At 58.9% G+C, this 16,792-nt stretch carries 13 protein-coding genes; 9 read left to right on the forward strand and 4 right to left on the reverse strand.

Going from position 1 to position 16,792, the window contains the following annotated elements; all coding sequences use genetic code 11:
- Positions 1-4: 4 nt before the first annotated feature.
- The 3 genes from entF to fes are packed head-to-tail and all read right to left on the reverse strand — an operon-like array spanning position 5 to position 5,281.
- Positions 5-3,862 carry an enterobactin non-ribosomal peptide synthetase EntF gene (gene entF / locus FHC52_RS08825; RefSeq protein WP_220420030.1) on the reverse strand — a complete coding sequence of 1,286 codons (3,858 nt, stop codon included), beginning with the start codon at positions 3,860-3,862 and terminating at the stop codon, positions 5-7.
- Positions 3,859-4,071: an MbtH family NRPS accessory protein gene (locus tag FHC52_RS08830; RefSeq protein ID WP_021242619.1), complete on the reverse strand. Its 213-nt coding sequence runs from the start codon at positions 4,069-4,071 to the stop codon at positions 3,859-3,861. The genes entF and FHC52_RS08830 overlap by 4 nt, the downstream gene beginning before the upstream one ends.
- A 10-nt stretch (positions 4,072-4,081) precedes the next feature.
- Positions 4,082-5,281 (reverse strand): enterochelin esterase, encoded by a 1,200-nt coding sequence (gene fes, locus FHC52_RS08835; protein ID WP_220420031.1) that lies wholly within the window; start codon positions 5,279-5,281, stop codon positions 4,082-4,084.
- Positions 5,282-5,425: 144 nt separating this feature from the next.
- On the opposite strand from fes, the gene FHC52_RS08840 reads away from it, so the two are divergent.
- The 5 genes from FHC52_RS08840 (at position 5,426) to FHC52_RS08860 (ending at position 9,978) form a co-directional block, all read left to right on the forward strand.
- Positions 5,426-7,675, forward strand: a complete 2,250-nt coding sequence (locus FHC52_RS08840) for a TonB-dependent siderophore receptor (protein ID WP_008500981.1) — start codon at positions 5,426-5,428, stop codon at positions 7,673-7,675.
- Positions 7,676-7,760: 85 nt separating this feature from the next.
- On the forward strand, positions 7,761-8,402 hold the full coding sequence (gene entD / locus FHC52_RS08845; protein WP_032656132.1) for an enterobactin synthase subunit EntD: 642 nt from the start codon (positions 7,761-7,763) through the stop codon (positions 8,400-8,402).
- Positions 8,403-8,555: 153 nt separating this feature from the next.
- A complete protein-coding gene (locus tag FHC52_RS08850) occupies positions 8,556-9,116 on the forward strand; it encodes a hypothetical protein (RefSeq protein WP_021242623.1) in 561 nt (186 codons plus the stop codon).
- Entirely contained in the window at positions 9,113-9,469 is a 357-nt protein-coding gene (locus FHC52_RS08855) for a putative T6SS immunity periplasmic lipoprotein (protein WP_032656129.1), read from the forward strand. The genes FHC52_RS08850 and FHC52_RS08855 overlap by 4 nt, the downstream gene beginning before the upstream one ends.
- Positions 9,469-9,978 (forward strand): type VI secretion system tube protein Hcp, encoded by a 510-nt coding sequence (locus FHC52_RS08860; protein ID WP_126288544.1) that lies wholly within the window; start codon positions 9,469-9,471, stop codon positions 9,976-9,978. Before FHC52_RS08855 ends, FHC52_RS08860 begins: the two co-directional genes overlap by 1 nt.
- A 157-nt stretch (positions 9,979-10,135) precedes the next feature.
- Here the strand turns inward: FHC52_RS08860 and betT are convergent, their stop codons facing one another.
- Positions 10,136-12,169, reverse strand: a complete 2,034-nt coding sequence (betT, locus tag FHC52_RS08865; protein ID WP_024906970.1) for a choline BCCT transporter BetT — start codon at positions 12,167-12,169, stop codon at positions 10,136-10,138.
- Positions 12,170-12,297: 128 nt separating this feature from the next.
- Between betT and betI the strand changes: the two genes are divergently transcribed.
- The 4 genes from betI (at position 12,298) to FHC52_RS08885 (ending at position 16,756) form a co-directional block, all read left to right on the forward strand.
- Positions 12,298-12,885, forward strand: a complete 588-nt coding sequence (gene betI / locus FHC52_RS08870; protein WP_008500977.1) for a transcriptional regulator BetI — start codon at positions 12,298-12,300, stop codon at positions 12,883-12,885.
- Between the two features lie 13 nt (positions 12,886-12,898).
- Entirely contained in the window at positions 12,899-14,371 is a 1,473-nt protein-coding gene (gene betB, locus FHC52_RS08875; RefSeq protein ID WP_032674329.1) for a betaine-aldehyde dehydrogenase, read from the forward strand.
- 13 nt (positions 14,372-14,384) lie between these two features.
- A complete protein-coding gene (gene betA / locus FHC52_RS08880) occupies positions 14,385-16,049 on the forward strand; it encodes a choline dehydrogenase (protein ID WP_023293075.1) in 1,665 nt (554 codons plus the stop codon).
- Positions 16,050-16,192: 143 nt separating this feature from the next.
- A complete protein-coding gene (locus tag FHC52_RS08885) occupies positions 16,193-16,756 on the forward strand; it encodes a fasciclin domain-containing protein (protein ID WP_032674327.1) in 564 nt (187 codons plus the stop codon).
- Positions 16,757-16,792: the final 36 nt, after the last annotated feature.

Raw genomic sequence — 16,792 nt, forward strand, 5'->3', positions numbered from 1 at the left:
GACGTTACCCCAAAATCTCCCTCAACACTGACCCAATTTTCTCAAACGCCTGCGGTGAAATGATATCCACGTGGGCGCAATCCTGGCTGTACACCTCCAGTTCCCCCACCCACGGTGCCCAGGCGGCCTGCGGATCCATCATGCGCGTGCGCTCGGCAACAAACAGCGTCGCTTTACCGTCAAAGCGTGAACTGTGCGCCGTGGTGAGCAGCCGCACCGCGTCGGCGTAGTTGCCTTCGATAGCGTTAAACAGCTCGCTGGAGCCCTGTCCCTGCTGGGCGGCGATAAACGCCTGCCGCTCGCGCTCGATCTCCGCCAGCACCGCCGGGTCGAGGCCGTTGGCCTCTTTTTCCGCCCAGTTCTGGGTTTCCGGCGGCCAGGTATCCAGCAGGCCGAGGAACGCCACCGCTTCACCCTGCTCGCGCAGGCGGGCCGCAATGCCCTGCGCCAGCGTGCCGCCGAGGGAATAGCCGAACAGGTAATACGGCCCCTGCGGCTGCTGCTTACGCAACGTATTCAGGTGATGATCGATCGCCCCATCGAGATCCGCGCACTGCTGCATCGGACCGTCCGGACGCGGCGACTGAATGCCGACGATTGACCAGCGCGGGCTGAGGTAGCGCGCCAGGACGCTAAACTGCCAGGCAAAGCCGGACGCAGGATGGAAGCAGAACAGCGTCGGGCCGTTGCCTTCGCGCAGCGGCAGAAGGGTTTCATACCCCAGACGCTGCGCCTGCTCGTCGCTCAGTTGAGAGTCCAGCAGCGCGCTGAGCTTGCCGACCGTCGAGGCGACCATAATCTGCCCCGGCGTGACCTTGCGGTTGAACGCGCGGCTGAGCTGAGCCGCGAGGCGCATCGCCAGCAGCGAGTGGCCGCCGAGGGCAAAGAAATCCGCCTCAATGTCGCTGATCTCACAGCCCAGCAGCGCGGCAAACGCCTGCGCCACGGCGATTTCAGTTTCGCTTTCCGGCGCGCGACCGGAGGTTTTACCGGTCAGTTCCGGCAGCGGCAGCGCCTTGCGATCCAGCTTGCCGTTGGCGCTCAGCGGCAGCGCGCTGATTTGCAGCAGCACCACCGGCACCATATGCGGCGGCAGCTGGGTTCTGAGCGATTCCAGCAGCGCGTCGCGGTCCAGCGGTAAGCCGGATTCAGAAACCACGTACCCCACCAGCTGGCGGGCATCGCCGCCCGTTGCCGCCGCCTGGTTGAAGACGCAGGCGTGCGCCACGGCCTGCGCCACGTCCGGCAGCGACAGCATCGCCCGGTCGATTTCACCCAGCTCGATGCGCTGGCCGCGAATTTTAAGCTGGTCGTCGCTGCGGCCCAGATATTCCACCGCGCCGTTATCCAGCCAGCGGGCAACGTCTCCGGTGCGGTACATCCGCTCGCCCGGCGCGAACGGGTCGGCGATAAAGCGGCTGGCGGTGAGATCGGGGCGTCCCAGATACCCCTGCGCCAGCTGAATGCCGGTGAGGTAGAGATCCCCCGCCACGCCGAACGGTACCGGGCGCATCATCGCATCCAGAATGCGCAGCCCCGTGTTCCACACCGGGAAACCGATCGGCACGCTGTTACCTTCCACCGCCGCCAGCTCGGGGCCATACGCCGGATACCAGCTGACGTCCACCGCCGCTTCGGTTGGACCATAGAGGTTATGCAGCGGCACATGGGTCAACGCTTCCCACTCACGGCACAGCGCCGTCGGCAGCGCTTCGCCGCTGCAGAACACCTGCTTAAGCGTGTTGCAGCACCCGACGTTTTCCGGCGTCAGCGAGGCAACAAACGCCGCCAGCATCGATGGCACGAAGTGGGTTGTCGTCACGCCGTAGTGCGTGAAGAAGCTCTGCATCGCCTGCGGATCGCGGTGCGCGTCCGGCTCCGCCATCACCAGCTTTGCCCCGGCGATAAACGGCCACCAGAACTCCCACACCGACACGTCAAAGCTGCACGGCGTTTTCTGCGCCACCACATCGTTCGCGCCCAGCGGATAATGGTCCTGCATCCACTTCAGGCGGTTAACGATGGCAGTATGGCCGACCATGACCCCTTTTGGACGCCCGGTCGAGCCGGAGGTAAAGATGATGTACGCCGTCTGCTCCGGCTTTGCCAGACGCAGCGGCTCAGCATCGGTGGCCGGTAACAGTGTGTTGTAACTACACGTCGTAATAGGCAGATCGCTAAAGCGCGGAAGCTGTTCGTCGGTGGTAATGAGCAGGGACGGCTTCGCGTCCTCGAGCATCATCCGCAGGCGATCGTCCGGGTAGCCGGTGTCGAGCGGCAGCCACGCGGCGCCCGCCTCCACAATGCCGTGCAAGGCTAACGTCAGGAATACCGAGCGCGGCAGGGCCACCGCCACGCTGTCGCCCGGCTTCACGCCGCGCGCGCGCAGCAGGTTTGCCAGCGCGACGACCTGCTCGCGCATCTGATGATAGCTGAGTTCAACGTGCGCATCCGCCAGCGCCGGGGCATCCGGCGTTCTGCTCGCCTGTTCCGCCACCAGATCCGCGAGCGTGGTCGACGGCAGCGCCAGCCCGGTATCGTTGATGCGCGCGAGCTTTGCGTATTCCTGCTCTGAAACGGTTTCCACCTCGCCGCAGCGCAGGTCCGGGTTGGCCGCAAACTGCACCAGCATCGCGTTCAGGCGCGCCACGTGACGCGTCAGCGTCGCCTCATCGTAACGCTGCTTATTGGCGAGGATCTCCATGCTCAGCCCGCCCTGCTCGTCCGGGAACAGCGCCAGCTCCAGATCGTTCACCGGGCCGGTCGCCAGCGTGTGGGTGATAGCCTCCACGCCGTCGATATCCAGCTGGTAGTCGAACACTTTAACGTTCAGCACCGGACCAAACAGCGCTTCATCGCCCGCCGCTTTCCCGCTGTCGCGCACGATCTGCTCGGCGTCGTAGCGCTGGTGGCGGCGCATTTTTTTCAGCTGGTTCGCCAGGCGCAGCGCCAGCGAGGGCAGGCTCTCCTGGGGATCGATATTGACCGCCAGCGGCAGGACGTTAAGCACCGGCCCGGTCGCGGTGAGCGCCGCGGATCCCATCCGGCGCATAAAGATAAACCCGGCGGCGTAGTCCAGCCGTCCGGTGAGGCGCCCCAGCCACAGCGTCACCAGCGCAAGCGCCAGGTCGGTGCGCTGTACCTGCCCTGCCGCCTGTGCAAGCTGGCTGAAGGCGCGGCCGTCGGCGGTAATTTTCAGACGCAGAATGTCGGTCGTGGCGGCGCGGCCCGGCAGCGGCGCGGAGGAGAGCGAGACCGGAGAAGGCAGCTCTTTGCGCTGCCCGGCCCAGAAGGCGCCGTCGCGCCGGTACGCCTCGCTGTCGCGATAGCGCTGATACTCGTCCACCACCTCTGCGAATGGCGTAAACGGGGATTCCGGCGTGGGGTCGCCCTTTTTCCACGCGGCATAAATCGCGGCGATCTGGCGGGTTATGGCCGGGAAGCTGAAGCCATCCACTACCAGATGGTGATAGCGCTGATACCAGTACCAGTGTTTTTCACCGACCTGAATCAGCTGATGAAACGCCAGCGGCTGACCGCTGTCGACGCGCAGGTTCTGGTTAAGATCGGATTCCATCAGCGCCACGGCGGCGGCGTGGGAATCAACGCGAACGATGGACGGTTCCGGCAGAATGAAGGTGTCATCCACCCACTGCCACGCCTCACCGTTGTCTTCCGCAAAGCGCATGCGCAGGGTATCGGCCTGCATCATGCCCGCGGCAACGGCTTTTGCCAGCAGCGGCGCATCGATATCGCCTTTCAGCTCGGTGTAGTGCGCCACGCTCCAGGCGTTTGGCAGCGTGGACAGCTGTTCCGCCATCCAGATCCCCGGCTGGGCGGCGACGAGAGGAAGACGGTTCATGCGTTCTCCCCCGCGAAATAAGACGGCTCAAGCGTCTGCCAGCGTTCCGCCAGCCACTGCTGGCACGCCTCCTGAGACTGTGCTTCGCACACCACGCCCCACCCTGCCGGCAGTTCGCACTGCTGTGGCCACAGGCTGTACTGCCCCTGGTCGTTTTGCAAAATGGCGAACTGTCCCTGCGGATTATCGAAAGGATTGCTGAATTCCATACAGACTCCGTTAGTGAATAAGCGGCTGCCAGAGGGTGATAAGCCCCTGCGTCAGCCCACCGCGCCAGCAAAGCGCATCGTGTCCGCCGTCAACCTGACGCCAGATAACCGGTTGGTGTGCGTGCAGTTCGGCATAAATCGCCTGATTCGCGCGGAAGATGAGCGGCTCGTTGCGCCCGGCCTCAAGAAGGATGCGTAACCCGCGAGGGGATATTTCGCCGGTTTTAAGTTGCTCGATTAACAGCCCGTCCTGCTGGCCGCCGCGGTGTGGCCACCAGTAGGAGCCGGACTGGCTAAGCACGCAGCCAAAACGCTGCGGCCAGTTGAGGCCAGCATAAAGCGACGCGAGACCGCCAAAGCTCTGGCCAGCCACCACCGTACGGTCGGCGCGGTCGCTAAACGGCACGCGTTTTTTAACAAGGGGGAGAAGTTCTTCCTGCACCGCCAGCCAGAAGTCGGGATTGCACGGCAGCTCGCGGTTGCGATACGCCATATCGATAACATCGATTAAGACGTAGACCGCAGGCGGTAATTTGCGCCCGGTGGTGAGCGACGCCAGCGCAGGCCAGACGGGCATGCTTTCGGCCCAGAACTGCCCGTCGAGCAGCACCGCCAGCGGGCGTTCCCGGTCGTCCCCGCCGGAGGCGAAAATCCAGATGCGACGGCGATTTTTCAGGCGCGCGCTTTCCCACTCAATGCAGACTGGCGGCTGATACGGCGTATCGGGATGATTCCACCCCGGCTGAACGGGTGCTTCCGGCATTTCCAACGCCGAGACGGCATGGCCGCGCCCGCCGCGCCAGCTTTGCGGGTTCAGCGGGTCTGAAACCGCGTGCGGCAGCAGCTTGCGCCAGCCTTCACGCAGCGCCGTGCGTTCCGGCTGCTCGCCTTCAAACACGACGCTGGCAAAATCGTTTTCATTCACGGAAGGGATAAAACAGTAGCTTCCGCGCCACTCGGGGCTGAACTCGCCCTGCCACTGCCAGACGTCGGTATCGGGAATGCGTTCGAGGGACTGCGGGCGGGCATTTTGATGGTGATCGGTCACGCCGGTGACGTAGAGCCAGACGCGTTTGATCGGTGACGTTCTTTGCGTTCCTGCCGGGTCACGCCACCAGAACGTGACGCGATAGTTTCCCTTTTCCGGCGTCCATTCAGGCCCGTTTTTCGACTGCCACCACGCTTCACTTCCCGTTGTTAACGCCGTCACCCTTATAACCCCATGTTTAACAGTCTTTTTTGTTTCAGAGCAAATTTTATTGATAATATTATTGATAACTATTTGCATTTGCAATAGCGTAGTGCCCGCGCTGTGGGAAGCGCTCATAAAACAACCACAAAAGCAGGACGTACAATGAATAAGAAGATTCACTCTCTGGCCTTGCTGGTCAATTTAGGGATTTATGGCGTCGCGCTGCCTGCTCTGGCAGACGACAACACCGCCTCTGCGCAGCACGAAGACACGATGGTGATCACCGCCGCCGAGCAGAATCTGCAGGCGCCGGGGGTATCGACCATCACCGCCGATGAGATCCGCAAAAACCCGCCCGCGCGCGACGTGGCGGAAATCATCCGCACCATGCCGGGCGTTAACCTGACCGGTAACTCCACCAGCGGCCAGCGCGGGAATAACCGTCAGATTGATATCCGCGGCATGGGGCCAGAAAACACCCTGATCCTGATCGACGGCAAGCCGGTGACCAGCCGTAACTCTATCCGTCTGGGCTGGCGCGGCGAGCGCGATACGCGCGGCGATACCGGCTGGGTGCCGCCGGAGATGATCGAGCGCATCGAAGTGATCCGCGGTCCGGCCGCCGCGCGCTACGGCAACGGCGCGGCAGGCGGCGTGGTGAACATCATCACCAAAAAATTCGACGACCAGTGGCACGGCTCCTGGAACACCTACCTGAATGCGCCTGAGCACAAGGATGAAGGTTCCACCAAGCGCACCAACTTCAGCCTGAGCGGCCCGCTGGGCGGCGACTTCAGCTTCCGCATGTTCGGTAACCTGGACAAAACCCAGGCCGACGCGTGGGACATCAACCAGGGTCACCAGTCTGACCGTACCGGTGCCTACGCCGACACGCTGCCTGCTGGCCGGGAGGGTGTAGAAAATAAAGACATCAACGGCGTGGTGCGCTGGGACTTTGCGCCGATGCAGTCTCTGGAATTTGAGGCGGGCTACAGCCGTCAGAATAACCTCTACGCCGGTGATACCCAGAACACCAACAACGACAACAGCTCCAGCGGCCTGGTGAAAAAGAACTACGGCAAAGAGACCAACCGTATCTATCGCCAGAACTTCGCGGTGACCTGGAACGGCGGCTGGGATAACGGCATTACCACCAGCAACTGGGCGCAGTACGAGCACACCCGCAACTCCCGTCTGGGTGAAGGGCTGGCGGGCGGTACGGAAGGCTTGTTCAACAGCAATAAATTCACCGACACCGATCTGGCCGACGTGATGCTACACAGCGAAATCAACCTGCCGATTGATTTCCTCGTTAACCAGAACCTGACGCTGGGTACCGAGTGGAACCAGCAGCGCATGAAAGATTCCACCTCCTTCACGCAAACCCTGCAGGGCGGCACCATTCCGGGCATGAGTAACGATCGCAGCCCATACACCTCAGCGGAAATCTTCTCCCTGTTCGCTGAGAACAACATGGAGCTGACCGACAGCACCATGCTGACCCCTGCCCTGCGCTTCGATCACCACACCATCGTCGGCAACAACTGGAGCCCGTCCCTGAACCTGTCGCAGGGTCTGGGGGATGACTTCACGCTGAAGATGGGCATCGCCCGCGCCTATAAGGCGCCGAGTCTGTATCAGACCAACCCGAACTACCTGCTCTACAGCAAAGGTCAGGGCTGCTACGCCAGCTCCGACGGCGTAGGCTGCTACATGATGGGTAACGACGATCTTAAGGCCGAAACCAGCATCAACAAAGAGATTGGCCTGGAGTGGAAGCGCGACGGCTGGCTGGCGGGCGTGACCTGGTTCCGCAACGACTACCGCAACAAGATCGAAGCGGGCTACGCGCCGATCGGCCACACCTCGTCCGGTAAAGTGCAGACGGATATCTACCAGTGGGAAAACGTGCCGAAAGCGGTGGTTGAAGGGCTGGAAGGCTCCCTGAACGTGCCGGTCAGCGACACCATTAACTGGACCAACAACATCACCTACATGCTGCAGAGCAAGAACAAGGAGACCGGCGACCGTCTGTCGATCATTCCGGAGTACACGCTGAACTCGACCCTGAGCTGGCAGGTTCATCAGGACGTGTCGCTCCAGTCGACCTTTACCTGGTACGGCAAGCAGCAGCCGAAGAAGTACAACTACAAAGGTCAGCCTGTGACCGGGTCTGAAAAAGACGAGGTCAGCCCGTACAGCATCGTTGGTCTGAGCGCAACCTGGGACATGACCAAAAACGTCAGCCTGACCGGCGGCGTGGATAACGTCTTCGACAAGCGCCAGTGGCGTGCGGGTAATGCCCAGACGACCGGGAACGCCACCACCGGCGCGTATATGTACGGCGCGGGGGCTTATACCTATAATGAGCCAGGCCGCACGTGGTATATGAGCGTGAATACGCGATTCTAATAAAGGCAACAACGCCGCCCTCTCCCCGTGGGAGAGGGCTGGGTGAGGGCATCAGGCCGCACTATTTATTGATAGAGGAGAAACCATGCACACCACCCACCGCACGTTCATTCTCGCCGGCCATACCGTACACCACGTCACCTTCGACCCTACGACCTTCACCGACGCCGATCTCCTCTGGCTCCCCCACCACGCAGAGCTTGCAAACGCCGGGCGCAAACGCAAAGCCGAGCATCTGGCAGGCCGCATCGCCGCCGCGCATGCCTTACCTGACCACACCGTGCCCGGCATCGGCCCCAGCGGTGAACCGCTCTGGCCGGAAGGCGTTTCAGGGAGCATCACCCACAGCGGCACGCAGGCGATGGCGGTTGCCGTCCGTTATCCAGACGCGCTTGTGGGTATTGATTGCGAAGCCATTCTTCCTGACCGTGAAGCCCGAGAAATCCAGGACGGCATCATTGATGCACAGGAAGCGATGTGCCTGACGCGCTCGGGCTACCCCTTTGCGCTGGCGTTGACGCTTGCATTCAGCGCCAAAGAGAGTCTGTTTAAGGCACTCTACCCGCGGGTGAAGATTTACATGGGTTTTGACTGTGCCCGCATAACAAGACTCAATGAGAAAACACTCACGCTAGCGCTGACCTACCCACAGGCTGAGTTTAAAGTAGGAACTCTATTTACACTTCACTGGCTGCTTCATGGCGACCACGCGATCACTTTGCTGTAACGCTCATCAGGTTTCGAAAATCTTCTTTCATTCCCTATTTGATTTATTTCTCACAACGCAAAAATCGTTTTTTAGGAATATATCAATCTTCTTTTCCATTTCGACAGGAGTAGGATAAAAACCCAATAACCACACTATTACAATGGATTTATAATGCCGGTAAATGAACGCATTATTCCCACCTCAGGAACCCCGATTAACCCAGGCGGTATCCGACAACTCACCATCGGTGAGATAGCCCTCGCGAAGACGCTTTACGGTTACAGTATCCATTATCATCTGGTGTGGGTGCACAGGGAAAGTTATCTTCCTTTTAATCTCCAGCCTGTCGATATAGCGATGAGTCCCAATGGTGAAATGTGGTTTAGAGAAGAAACTTATTCACCTGATTTCTCATTAGAGGACGACTTAGTTAAGAAGCATAGATTTATGCATGAGATGATGCACGTCTGGCAAACACAAAAAGGGATGTTTGTCAGGACCAGAGGATTATTTTCCGGTATTGCTGACTATACTTATAGTTTAGATAAAGTATCTCTATTGCATTATGGGTTAGAACAACAAGCATCAATTGTAAGCGATTACTGGTTATTGAAATACTTTGGTCTGGATAAAAATCAAAGTTTATTACAATATCGCGATCTGCATCTTAAAGAAACACTCTATTATCTCCTGAGTAAATACCAAACAGTCTTAAAAGGATTTCCCGGATGAAAAAACTGCTGTTCATTATAGCTATGTGTATTTCAATTACCGGTTGTCCCGGTGGTAAACGAGCCCCAAAAACACGACTAACTTTTATTAATGGCAATCATATTTGTTTCAGCATTAATAAAAATGACATATTGAAGTATTATACAATATATTCAAGCAAATCCCATCAGATAAGCATAGTGGCGGGTTCCGGATACGGTGATTTAAACCTTTCCTATCCTGATACCTGTATGAATATTAAATGGGAGAATGAACATACTTACGTAATTCACTACGGCTTAAATGGCAAAGAATATGTACATCAGTTCGATATCGATAAAAATGGCAAGCTAATAAATTTAGGAGAACGATAATGTTACTACCCGCTTACCTATTTCTCTACGACGAGAACGGAATGCTCGTACAGGGCGAATGTATGATGCCAGGTCGAGAAGGTGCTATCGAAATCATGAACAGCAGCTATGGTGTAAAACAAGCCGTCGATAGTCATACCGGAAATATGACCGGAACACGACAGCATGGCCCGGTTACGCTGCATAAGCAATTAGATAAGGTAAGTCCTTACCTTGCCGTTGTCGCTTGCGAAGGAAGACGCCTGCAAAAAGCCATTATTAAATATTATGAAATTATTGAAGCGGGAGCAGAAAGAGAGATCTACACCATCACGCTTGATAGCGTGGTAATATCATCTTTAGATTTTACGCATGTATACTATCCAGGCAGTTCTGCCCCTAACATGCATGAAGTAGTAGGCCTGCGATTTCGTGGCATTCAATGGAACTATGTTAAAGGCAATATTATTTATGATGATGCATGGATGAAATCTGCGCAGAAAGAAAAACAGAATGGTGAATATAAATAAAGGAAATATTGCCTTTCAGTCCCAAAGCACATTTAACGCCTGATGGCGCTTCGCTTATCAGGCCTATGGTAAACCGGTTTTGTAGGCCGGGTAAGGCATCGCCGCCACCCGGCATGAAGGCAGCAGCGATGCCTTTTTACGTTCTTCACTTCAAGGATCAAACATCCGGGAACATCACGCTATTCCCCGGCGCTTCCCGGTGCAGGTGGATAAAGTTCAGGTGCCGTTCATACTGGTCCAGAATATCCGTAATCACCTGCTCCTTGCTGTAGTCCATCAAATCATTCCCCTGGCTCCCTTCCAGCAGGAAGGTCTCAAGCCGGTAGTAGGTCGACTTCCCGCTGCGCGCCCGGTAGGTAAAACCGGGAACCGAGTACTGCTGCGGCCAGATCTGGTAGACAAAGTTCTGCTCGTCGCCCATGTGCACCAGCAGATCCAGGTGACCCAGGGTTTCACCCTCCTCTGGCGGCAGGTTTTTTAGCTCCACGTACGCACCGCGCAGCTTCAGTTCCTGCGCCACCTCTTCCATTGCCGGGAAGCAGACCGTCTCCATCATCTGTTTGGTGTAGCGCGTGCCCGGGTAGTTCATCAGGCGCGACAGGCGTTTCTTCCAGCTCAGTCTGTCCTGCGCCCCCATCGGACGCGGTGCGGTATCGCGGCTGGCGCTGACGCGGCGGTAATCTTCCACCTTGAGCGATTTATACAGCCCGGCCATCACAAAGAAGATGACGAAGCTGAACGGCAGCCCCATGATCACCGTGGTGTTCTGTAGCGCCGAGATGCCGTTGGTCATCAACATGCCGAGCGTCAGCAGGCCGATGGCGACGGACCAGAAGATGCGCAGCCAGTTCGGCGCATCGCTGTTGATATCCTTCAGCTTCGAGGTGAAGTTGCCCAGCACAAGCGCGCCGGAATCCGCCGAGGTGACGTAGAACAGCAGGCCGGTAATGGTCGCCACGGAGGCGCTAAAGGTGAACGCCGGGTACTGCGCCAGCAGGCTGTAGAAGCCGCGCTCCGGGTGCGCCATCGCTTCCTGTGCAAAGGTCGCGTTGCCGTGGATAATCTCATGCAGCGCGCTGTTGCCGAACACCGACAGCCACAGCAGGGTAAAGGTGAACGGGATAATCAGCGTGCCCATCACAAACTGGCGGATGGTGCGCCCGCGCGAAATACGCGCCAGGAACAGGCCGACAAACGGCGACCATGCGACCCACCACGCCCAGAAGAATAGCGTCCAGTTGTTCATCCACTCCACCGGACGGTCAAAGGCGAAGCTGTTCAGCGTCATGCCCATAAAGCGGTTTACGTAGTCGCCCACGTTCAGCACTAAGGCATTGAGCAGGAACGAGGTGTCGCCCATAAAGAGCACGAACAGGATGAGGCCCAGCGCCAGCGCCACGTTCAGTTCGGAGAGCACGCGGATGCCTTTATCGACGCCCGACGTCACCGAAATGGTGGCAATAATGACGGAGAGCGCAATCAGCGCCGCTTTCGCCGCCATCGAGTCCGGAATATCAAACAGCACGCTCAGCCCGTAGTTGAGCTGCACCACGCCAATCCCGAGCGTGGTCGCAATACCGAAGATGGTGCCGATCACCGCCGCGATATCCACGCTGTGGCCAATCGGGCCGTTAATCTTTTTACCGAAAATCGGGTACAGCGCGGAGCGAATAGTGAGGGGCAAATTATAACGATAGCTAAAGTATCCCAGCGCCATGCCCATCAGGGCGTACATTGACCAGCCGGTCAGGCCGTAGTGGAACAGCGTCCAGACCATCGCCTGGCGCGCGGCCTCCATCGTCTGCCCTGCCCCTTCCGGCGGCTGCATATACTGCGTGACCGGTTCCGCCACGGAGAAGAACATCAGGTCAATGCCGATGCCCGCGGCAAACAGCATCGCGGCCCAGCTCAGCAGGCTGAATTCGGGCTTGGACTGCTCTGGCCCGAGCTTCACGGAGCCGAAGCGCGAGCAGGCAATGCAGACCACAAAGACGATGTAGAGCGTCGCCGCCAGCAGGTAGTACCAGCCGAAGGTCTTCGATACCCAGTTCAGGGTGCGCCCAATCCACTCGGCAGAAAAATCGCGAAAGAAGATCGTTGTCAGGGAAAACAACAAAATCAGCCCGGCGGACGTATAAAAAACGACCGGGTTGATTTTGTCTTTTTCTCTGTCCTGTGAAAGGTCTGTCATCCAGTATCCTCACTGTTTTTGTAACTATTAAAATCCAAATCCGCAACAATTAAGACACATTTTATATTGAACGTCCAATCAAAAACCGCTTTAATGGTTAACCAACGCTGATGAATGGAGTGGCAATAATGCCCAAAGTGGGGATGCAGCCGATCCGGCGCAGGCAGCTTATCGACGCCACGCTGGAAGCAATAAATGAAGTGGGAATGCATGACGCGACGATCGCGCAGATCGCCCGTCGGGCGGGCGTTTCCACGGGGATCATCAGTCACTATTTCAAAGACAAAAATGGCCTGCTGGAAGCGACCATGCGCGACATCACCGGCCAGCTGCGCGATGCGGTATTAAGCCGCCTGCACGCCCTGCCGAACGGCAGCGCGGAGCAGCGTCTGCAGGCGATTGTCGGCGGTAACTTTGATGAAACCCAGGTGAGCAGCGCGGCGATGAAGGCCTGGCTGGCCTTCTGGGCAAGCAGCATGCATCAGCCCATGCTCTACCGCCTGCAGCAGGTGAGCAGCCGCCGCCTGCTGTCGAACCTGGTGTACGAGTTCCGCCGCGAGCTTCCGCGCGAGCAGGCCCAGGAGGCGGGCTACGGGCTGGCGGCGCTGATCGACGGACTGTGGCTGCGCGCCGCGCTGAGCGGCAAGCCGCTGGATAAGACCCTGGCGCAGTCGCTCACCAGCCACTTTATCAGCCAGCATTTACCGACCGACTAACCGAGGAGAATTTATGTCCCGAATGGCAGAACAGCAGCTTTATATCAATGGTGGTTATACATCCGCCACCAGCGGTCGCACCTTCGAGACCATCAACCCGGCCAACGGTGAAGTCCTGGCGACCGTACAGGCCGCCGGGCGCGAAGACGTCGATCGCGCCGTAGAAAGCGCAACGCGCGGGCAAAAAGTCTGGGCGGCGATGACCGCCATGGAGCGCTCTCGCATCCTGCGTCGCGCCGTCGACATCCTGCGCGAGCGCAACGACGATCTGGCAAAGCTGGAAACCCTCGACACCGGTAAAGCGTATTCCGAAACCTCAACCGTGGATATCGTCACCGGCGCGGACGTGCTGGAGTACTACGCGGGGCTGATCCCGGCGCTGGAAGGCAGCCAGATCCCGCTGCGTGAGACCTCATTCGTCTACACCCGCCGCGAGCCGCTGGGCGTGGTGGCGGGCATCGGCGCGTGGAACTACCCGATCCAGATCGCCCTGTGGAAATCGGCCCCGGCGCTGGCGGCGGGCAACGCGATGATCTTCAAGCCGAGCGAAGTGACGCCGCTTACCGCCCTGAAGCTTGCCGAGATCTACACCGAAGCGGGCCTGCCGGACGGCGTGTTTAACGTCCTGCCTGGCGTGGGCGCAGAGACCGGCCAGTACCTGACCGAGCATCCGGGCATCGCGAAAGTCTCTTTCACCGGCGGCGTCGCCAGCGGCAAAAAGGTGATGGCCAACTCGGCGGCCTCGTCCCTGAAAGAGGTGACGATGGAGCTGGGCGGTAAATCCCCGCTGATTATTTTCGACGATGCGGATCTGGATCTCGCGGCGGACATCGCCATGATGGCCAACTTCTTCAGCTCCGGCCAGGTGTGCACCAACGGCACCCGCGTGTTTGTCCCGGCTAAGTTCAAAGCCGCGTTTGAGCAGAAAATCGTTGAGCGCGTGGGCCGCATCCGCGCGGGCGATCTGTTCGATGGAGCTACCAACTTTGGCCCGATGGTCAGCTTCCCGCACCGCGACAGCGTGATGCGCTACATCGCCAAAGGCAAAGAGGAAGGCGCGCGCGTGCTGTGCGGCGGCGACGTGCTGAAGGGCGAAGGCTTCGATAACGGCGCGTGGGTGGCCCCAACCGTGTTCACCGACTGCACCGACGAGATGACCATCGTGCGCGAAGAGATCTTCGGCCCGGTGATGTCCATCCTCACCTACGAATCCGATGAAGAAGCGATTCGCCGCGCCAACAACACCGACTACGGGCTGGCGGCAGGCATCGTCACGGCCGACCTGAACCGCGCCCACGGCGCCATTCACCAGCTCGAAGCGGGCATCTGCTGGATCAACACCTGGGGTGAATCCGCCGCAGAGATGCCGGTCGGCGGCTACAAGCACTCCGGCATTGGCCGCGAGAATGGCGTGATGACGCTGCAGAGCTACACCCAGGTGAAGTCCATCCAGGTTGAGATGGGTAAATTCCAGTCCATATTTTAACCGGGAGGTTTATTTGCAATTTGACTACATCATTATCGGGGCCGGCTCTGCCGGCAACGTGCTGGCGACACGACTGACTGAAGATCCGAACACCACCGTCCTGCTGCTTGAAGCAGGCGGGCCGGATTACCGATTTGACTTCCGCACCCAGATGCCCGCCGCGCTGGCGTTCCCGCTGCAGGGCAAGCGCTACAACTGGGCGTACGAAACCGAGCCAGAGCCCTTCATGAACAACCGCCGCATGGAGTGCGGACGCGGCAAAGGGCTGGGCGGCTCGTCGCTGATCAACGGCATGTGCTACATTCGCGGTAACGCGATGGACCTCGACCACTGGGCGAAAGAGCCGGGCCTGGAGCACTGGAGCTACCTCAACTGCCTGCCCTACTACCGCAAGGCAGAGACGCGCGACGTGGGGCCGAACGACTACCACGGCGGCGACGGCCCGGTGAGCGTTACCACCTCGAAACCGGGCGTGAACCCGCTGTTCGAGGCGATGGTGGAGGCGGGCGTACAGGCGGGCTATCCGCGCACAGACGATCTCAACGGTTATCAGCAGGAGGGCTTCGGCCCGATGGACCGCACGGTCACGCCGCAGGGCCGACGCGCCAGCACCGCGCGCGGCTATCTGGATCAGGCGAAACCGCGTCCGAACCTGACCATCCGCACCCACGCCATGACCGATCGCATCCTCTTTGAGGGCAAGCGCGCGGTGGGCGTCGAGTGGCTGGAGGGTGAAAGCACCATCCCATCCAAAGCGACGGCAAAAAAAGAAGTGCTGCTGAGCGCCGGGGCGATTGCCTCCCCGCAGATCCTCCAGCGCTCCGGCGTGGGCAACGCTGACCTGCTGAAGCAGTTCGATATCCCGCTGGTGCACGATCTGCCCGGCGTGGGGGAAAACCTGCAGGATCACCTTGAGATGTACCTCCAGTACGAATGCAAAGAGCCGGTCTCCCTCTACCCTGCCCTGCAGTGGTGGAACCAGCCGAAGATTGGCGCGGAGTGGCTGTTTGGCGGCACCGGCATAGGTGCGAGCAACCACTTCGAAGCGGGCGGGTTTATCCGCAGCCGCGAGGAGTTTGAGTGGCCAAACATTCAGTACCACTTCCTGCCGGTGGCAATTAACTACAACGGCTCGAACGCGGTGAAAGAACACGGCTTCCAGTGCCACGTCGGCTCCATGCGCTCCCCGAGCCGTGGACACGTGCGCATCCAGTCGCGCGATCCGCACCAGCATCCGGCGATCCTGTTCAACTATATGTCCCACGAGCAGGACTGGCAGGAGTTTCGCGACGCGATCCGCATCACCCGCGAGATCATGCACCAGCCCGCGCTGGACAAGTACCGCGGCCGTGAAATCAGTCCGGGTATTGACTGCCAGACCGACGAGCAGCTGGACGAGTTTGTGCGTAACCACGCCGAAACCGCCTTCCATCCGTGCGGCACCTGCAAGATGGGCTATGACGAGATGGCGGTGGTCGACGGCGAAGGCCGCGTTCACGGGCTGGAAGGGCTGCGCGTGGTGGATGCATCGATTATGCCGCAGATCATCACCGGCAACCTGAACGCCACCACCATTATGATTGGCGAGAAGATTGCCGACGCCATTCGCGGTCGCGAGCCGCTGGCGAAGAGCACGGCGGCGTATTATGTGGCGAACGGGGCACCGGTGAGACGCTAAGTCATTTGCCCTCTCCCCACCGGGGAGAGGGGATTCACTTCCCCGCCACAAATTTATTTTCATTTCCCTGCATCCAGTTTCCCCCCGCCCCTCGTATATGAGTATGTGAGCAACGCCTTTGCTCCTTAATCCGAGGATAAATGATGAAAAAGCTACTCAGTGTTGCATTCGTATCCAGCGCGATACTCTTCTGTGCAGGCGCATCAGCAGCCATGACGTCAGACACCGTGATGGTGGGCGGAGCGGCGATGTTCCCGAGCAAAAATATTGTTGAAAACGCCGTGAACTCGAAAGATCACACTACGCTGGTGGCCGCCGTCAAAGCGGCCGGGCTGGTGGATACGCTCCAGAGCAAAGGGCCCTTCACCGTGTTTGCCCCAACCAATGCGGCGTTTGCGAAATTGCCTGACGGCACGGTCGAGAACCTGGTCAAACCCGAAAACAAAGCCACGCTCACCAGCATCCTGACCTATCACGTGGTCGCCGGTAATTACGATATGAAAGCGCTGGAGCAGAAAATTAAACAGGGCGGCGGCCACGCGGAGCTGAAGACCGTTAACGGTCAACCGTTGTGGATCATGAGCAACGGCCCGCACAATATTCAGCTTAAGGATGGTAAAGGTAACGTGGCGAACATCAGCACCTATGACGTCCATCAGAAAAATGGCGTGATCGATGTGATTGATACCGTCCTGATGCCTAAGTAGTTGTCTATACTTCGGAAGTGTGACGTTGCCTTCCGG

The sequence above is a fragment of the Enterobacter sp. EC_64 genome (assembly GCF_019584165.1).
GTDB lineage: Bacteria > Pseudomonadota > Gammaproteobacteria > Enterobacterales > Enterobacteriaceae > Enterobacter > Enterobacter roggenkampii.

Bases quoted from the DNA above. Each gene is read 5' to 3' on its own strand.
- entF (WP_220420030.1), bottom strand. From the start codon at position 3,862: ATGAACCGTCTTCCTCTCGTCGCCGCCCAGCCGGGGATCTGGATGGCG.
- FHC52_RS08850 (WP_021242623.1), top strand. From the start codon at position 8,556: ATGCCGGTAAATGAACGCATTATTCCCACCTCAGGAACCCCGATTAAC.
- FHC52_RS08855 (WP_032656129.1), top strand. From the start codon at position 9,113: ATGAAAAAACTGCTGTTCATTATAGCTATGTGTATTTCAATTACCGGT.
- FHC52_RS08840 (WP_008500981.1), top strand. From the start codon at position 5,426: ATGAATAAGAAGATTCACTCTCTGGCCTTGCTGGTCAATTTAGGGATT.
- betI (WP_008500977.1), top strand. From the start codon at position 12,298: ATGCCCAAAGTGGGGATGCAGCCGATCCGGCGCAGGCAGCTTATCGAC.
- betT (WP_024906970.1), bottom strand. From the start codon at position 12,169: ATGACAGACCTTTCACAGGACAGAGAAAAAGACAAAATCAACCCGGTC.
- entD (WP_032656132.1), top strand. From the start codon at position 7,761: ATGCACACCACCCACCGCACGTTCATTCTCGCCGGCCATACCGTACAC.
- betB (WP_032674329.1), top strand. From the start codon at position 12,899: ATGTCCCGAATGGCAGAACAGCAGCTTTATATCAATGGTGGTTATACA.
- FHC52_RS08885 (WP_032674327.1), top strand. From the start codon at position 16,193: ATGAAAAAGCTACTCAGTGTTGCATTCGTATCCAGCGCGATACTCTTC.
- FHC52_RS08860 (WP_126288544.1), top strand. From the start codon at position 9,469: ATGTTACTACCCGCTTACCTATTTCTCTACGACGAGAACGGAATGCTC.
- FHC52_RS08830 (WP_021242619.1), bottom strand. From the start codon at position 4,071: ATGGAATTCAGCAATCCTTTCGATAATCCGCAGGGACAGTTCGCCATT.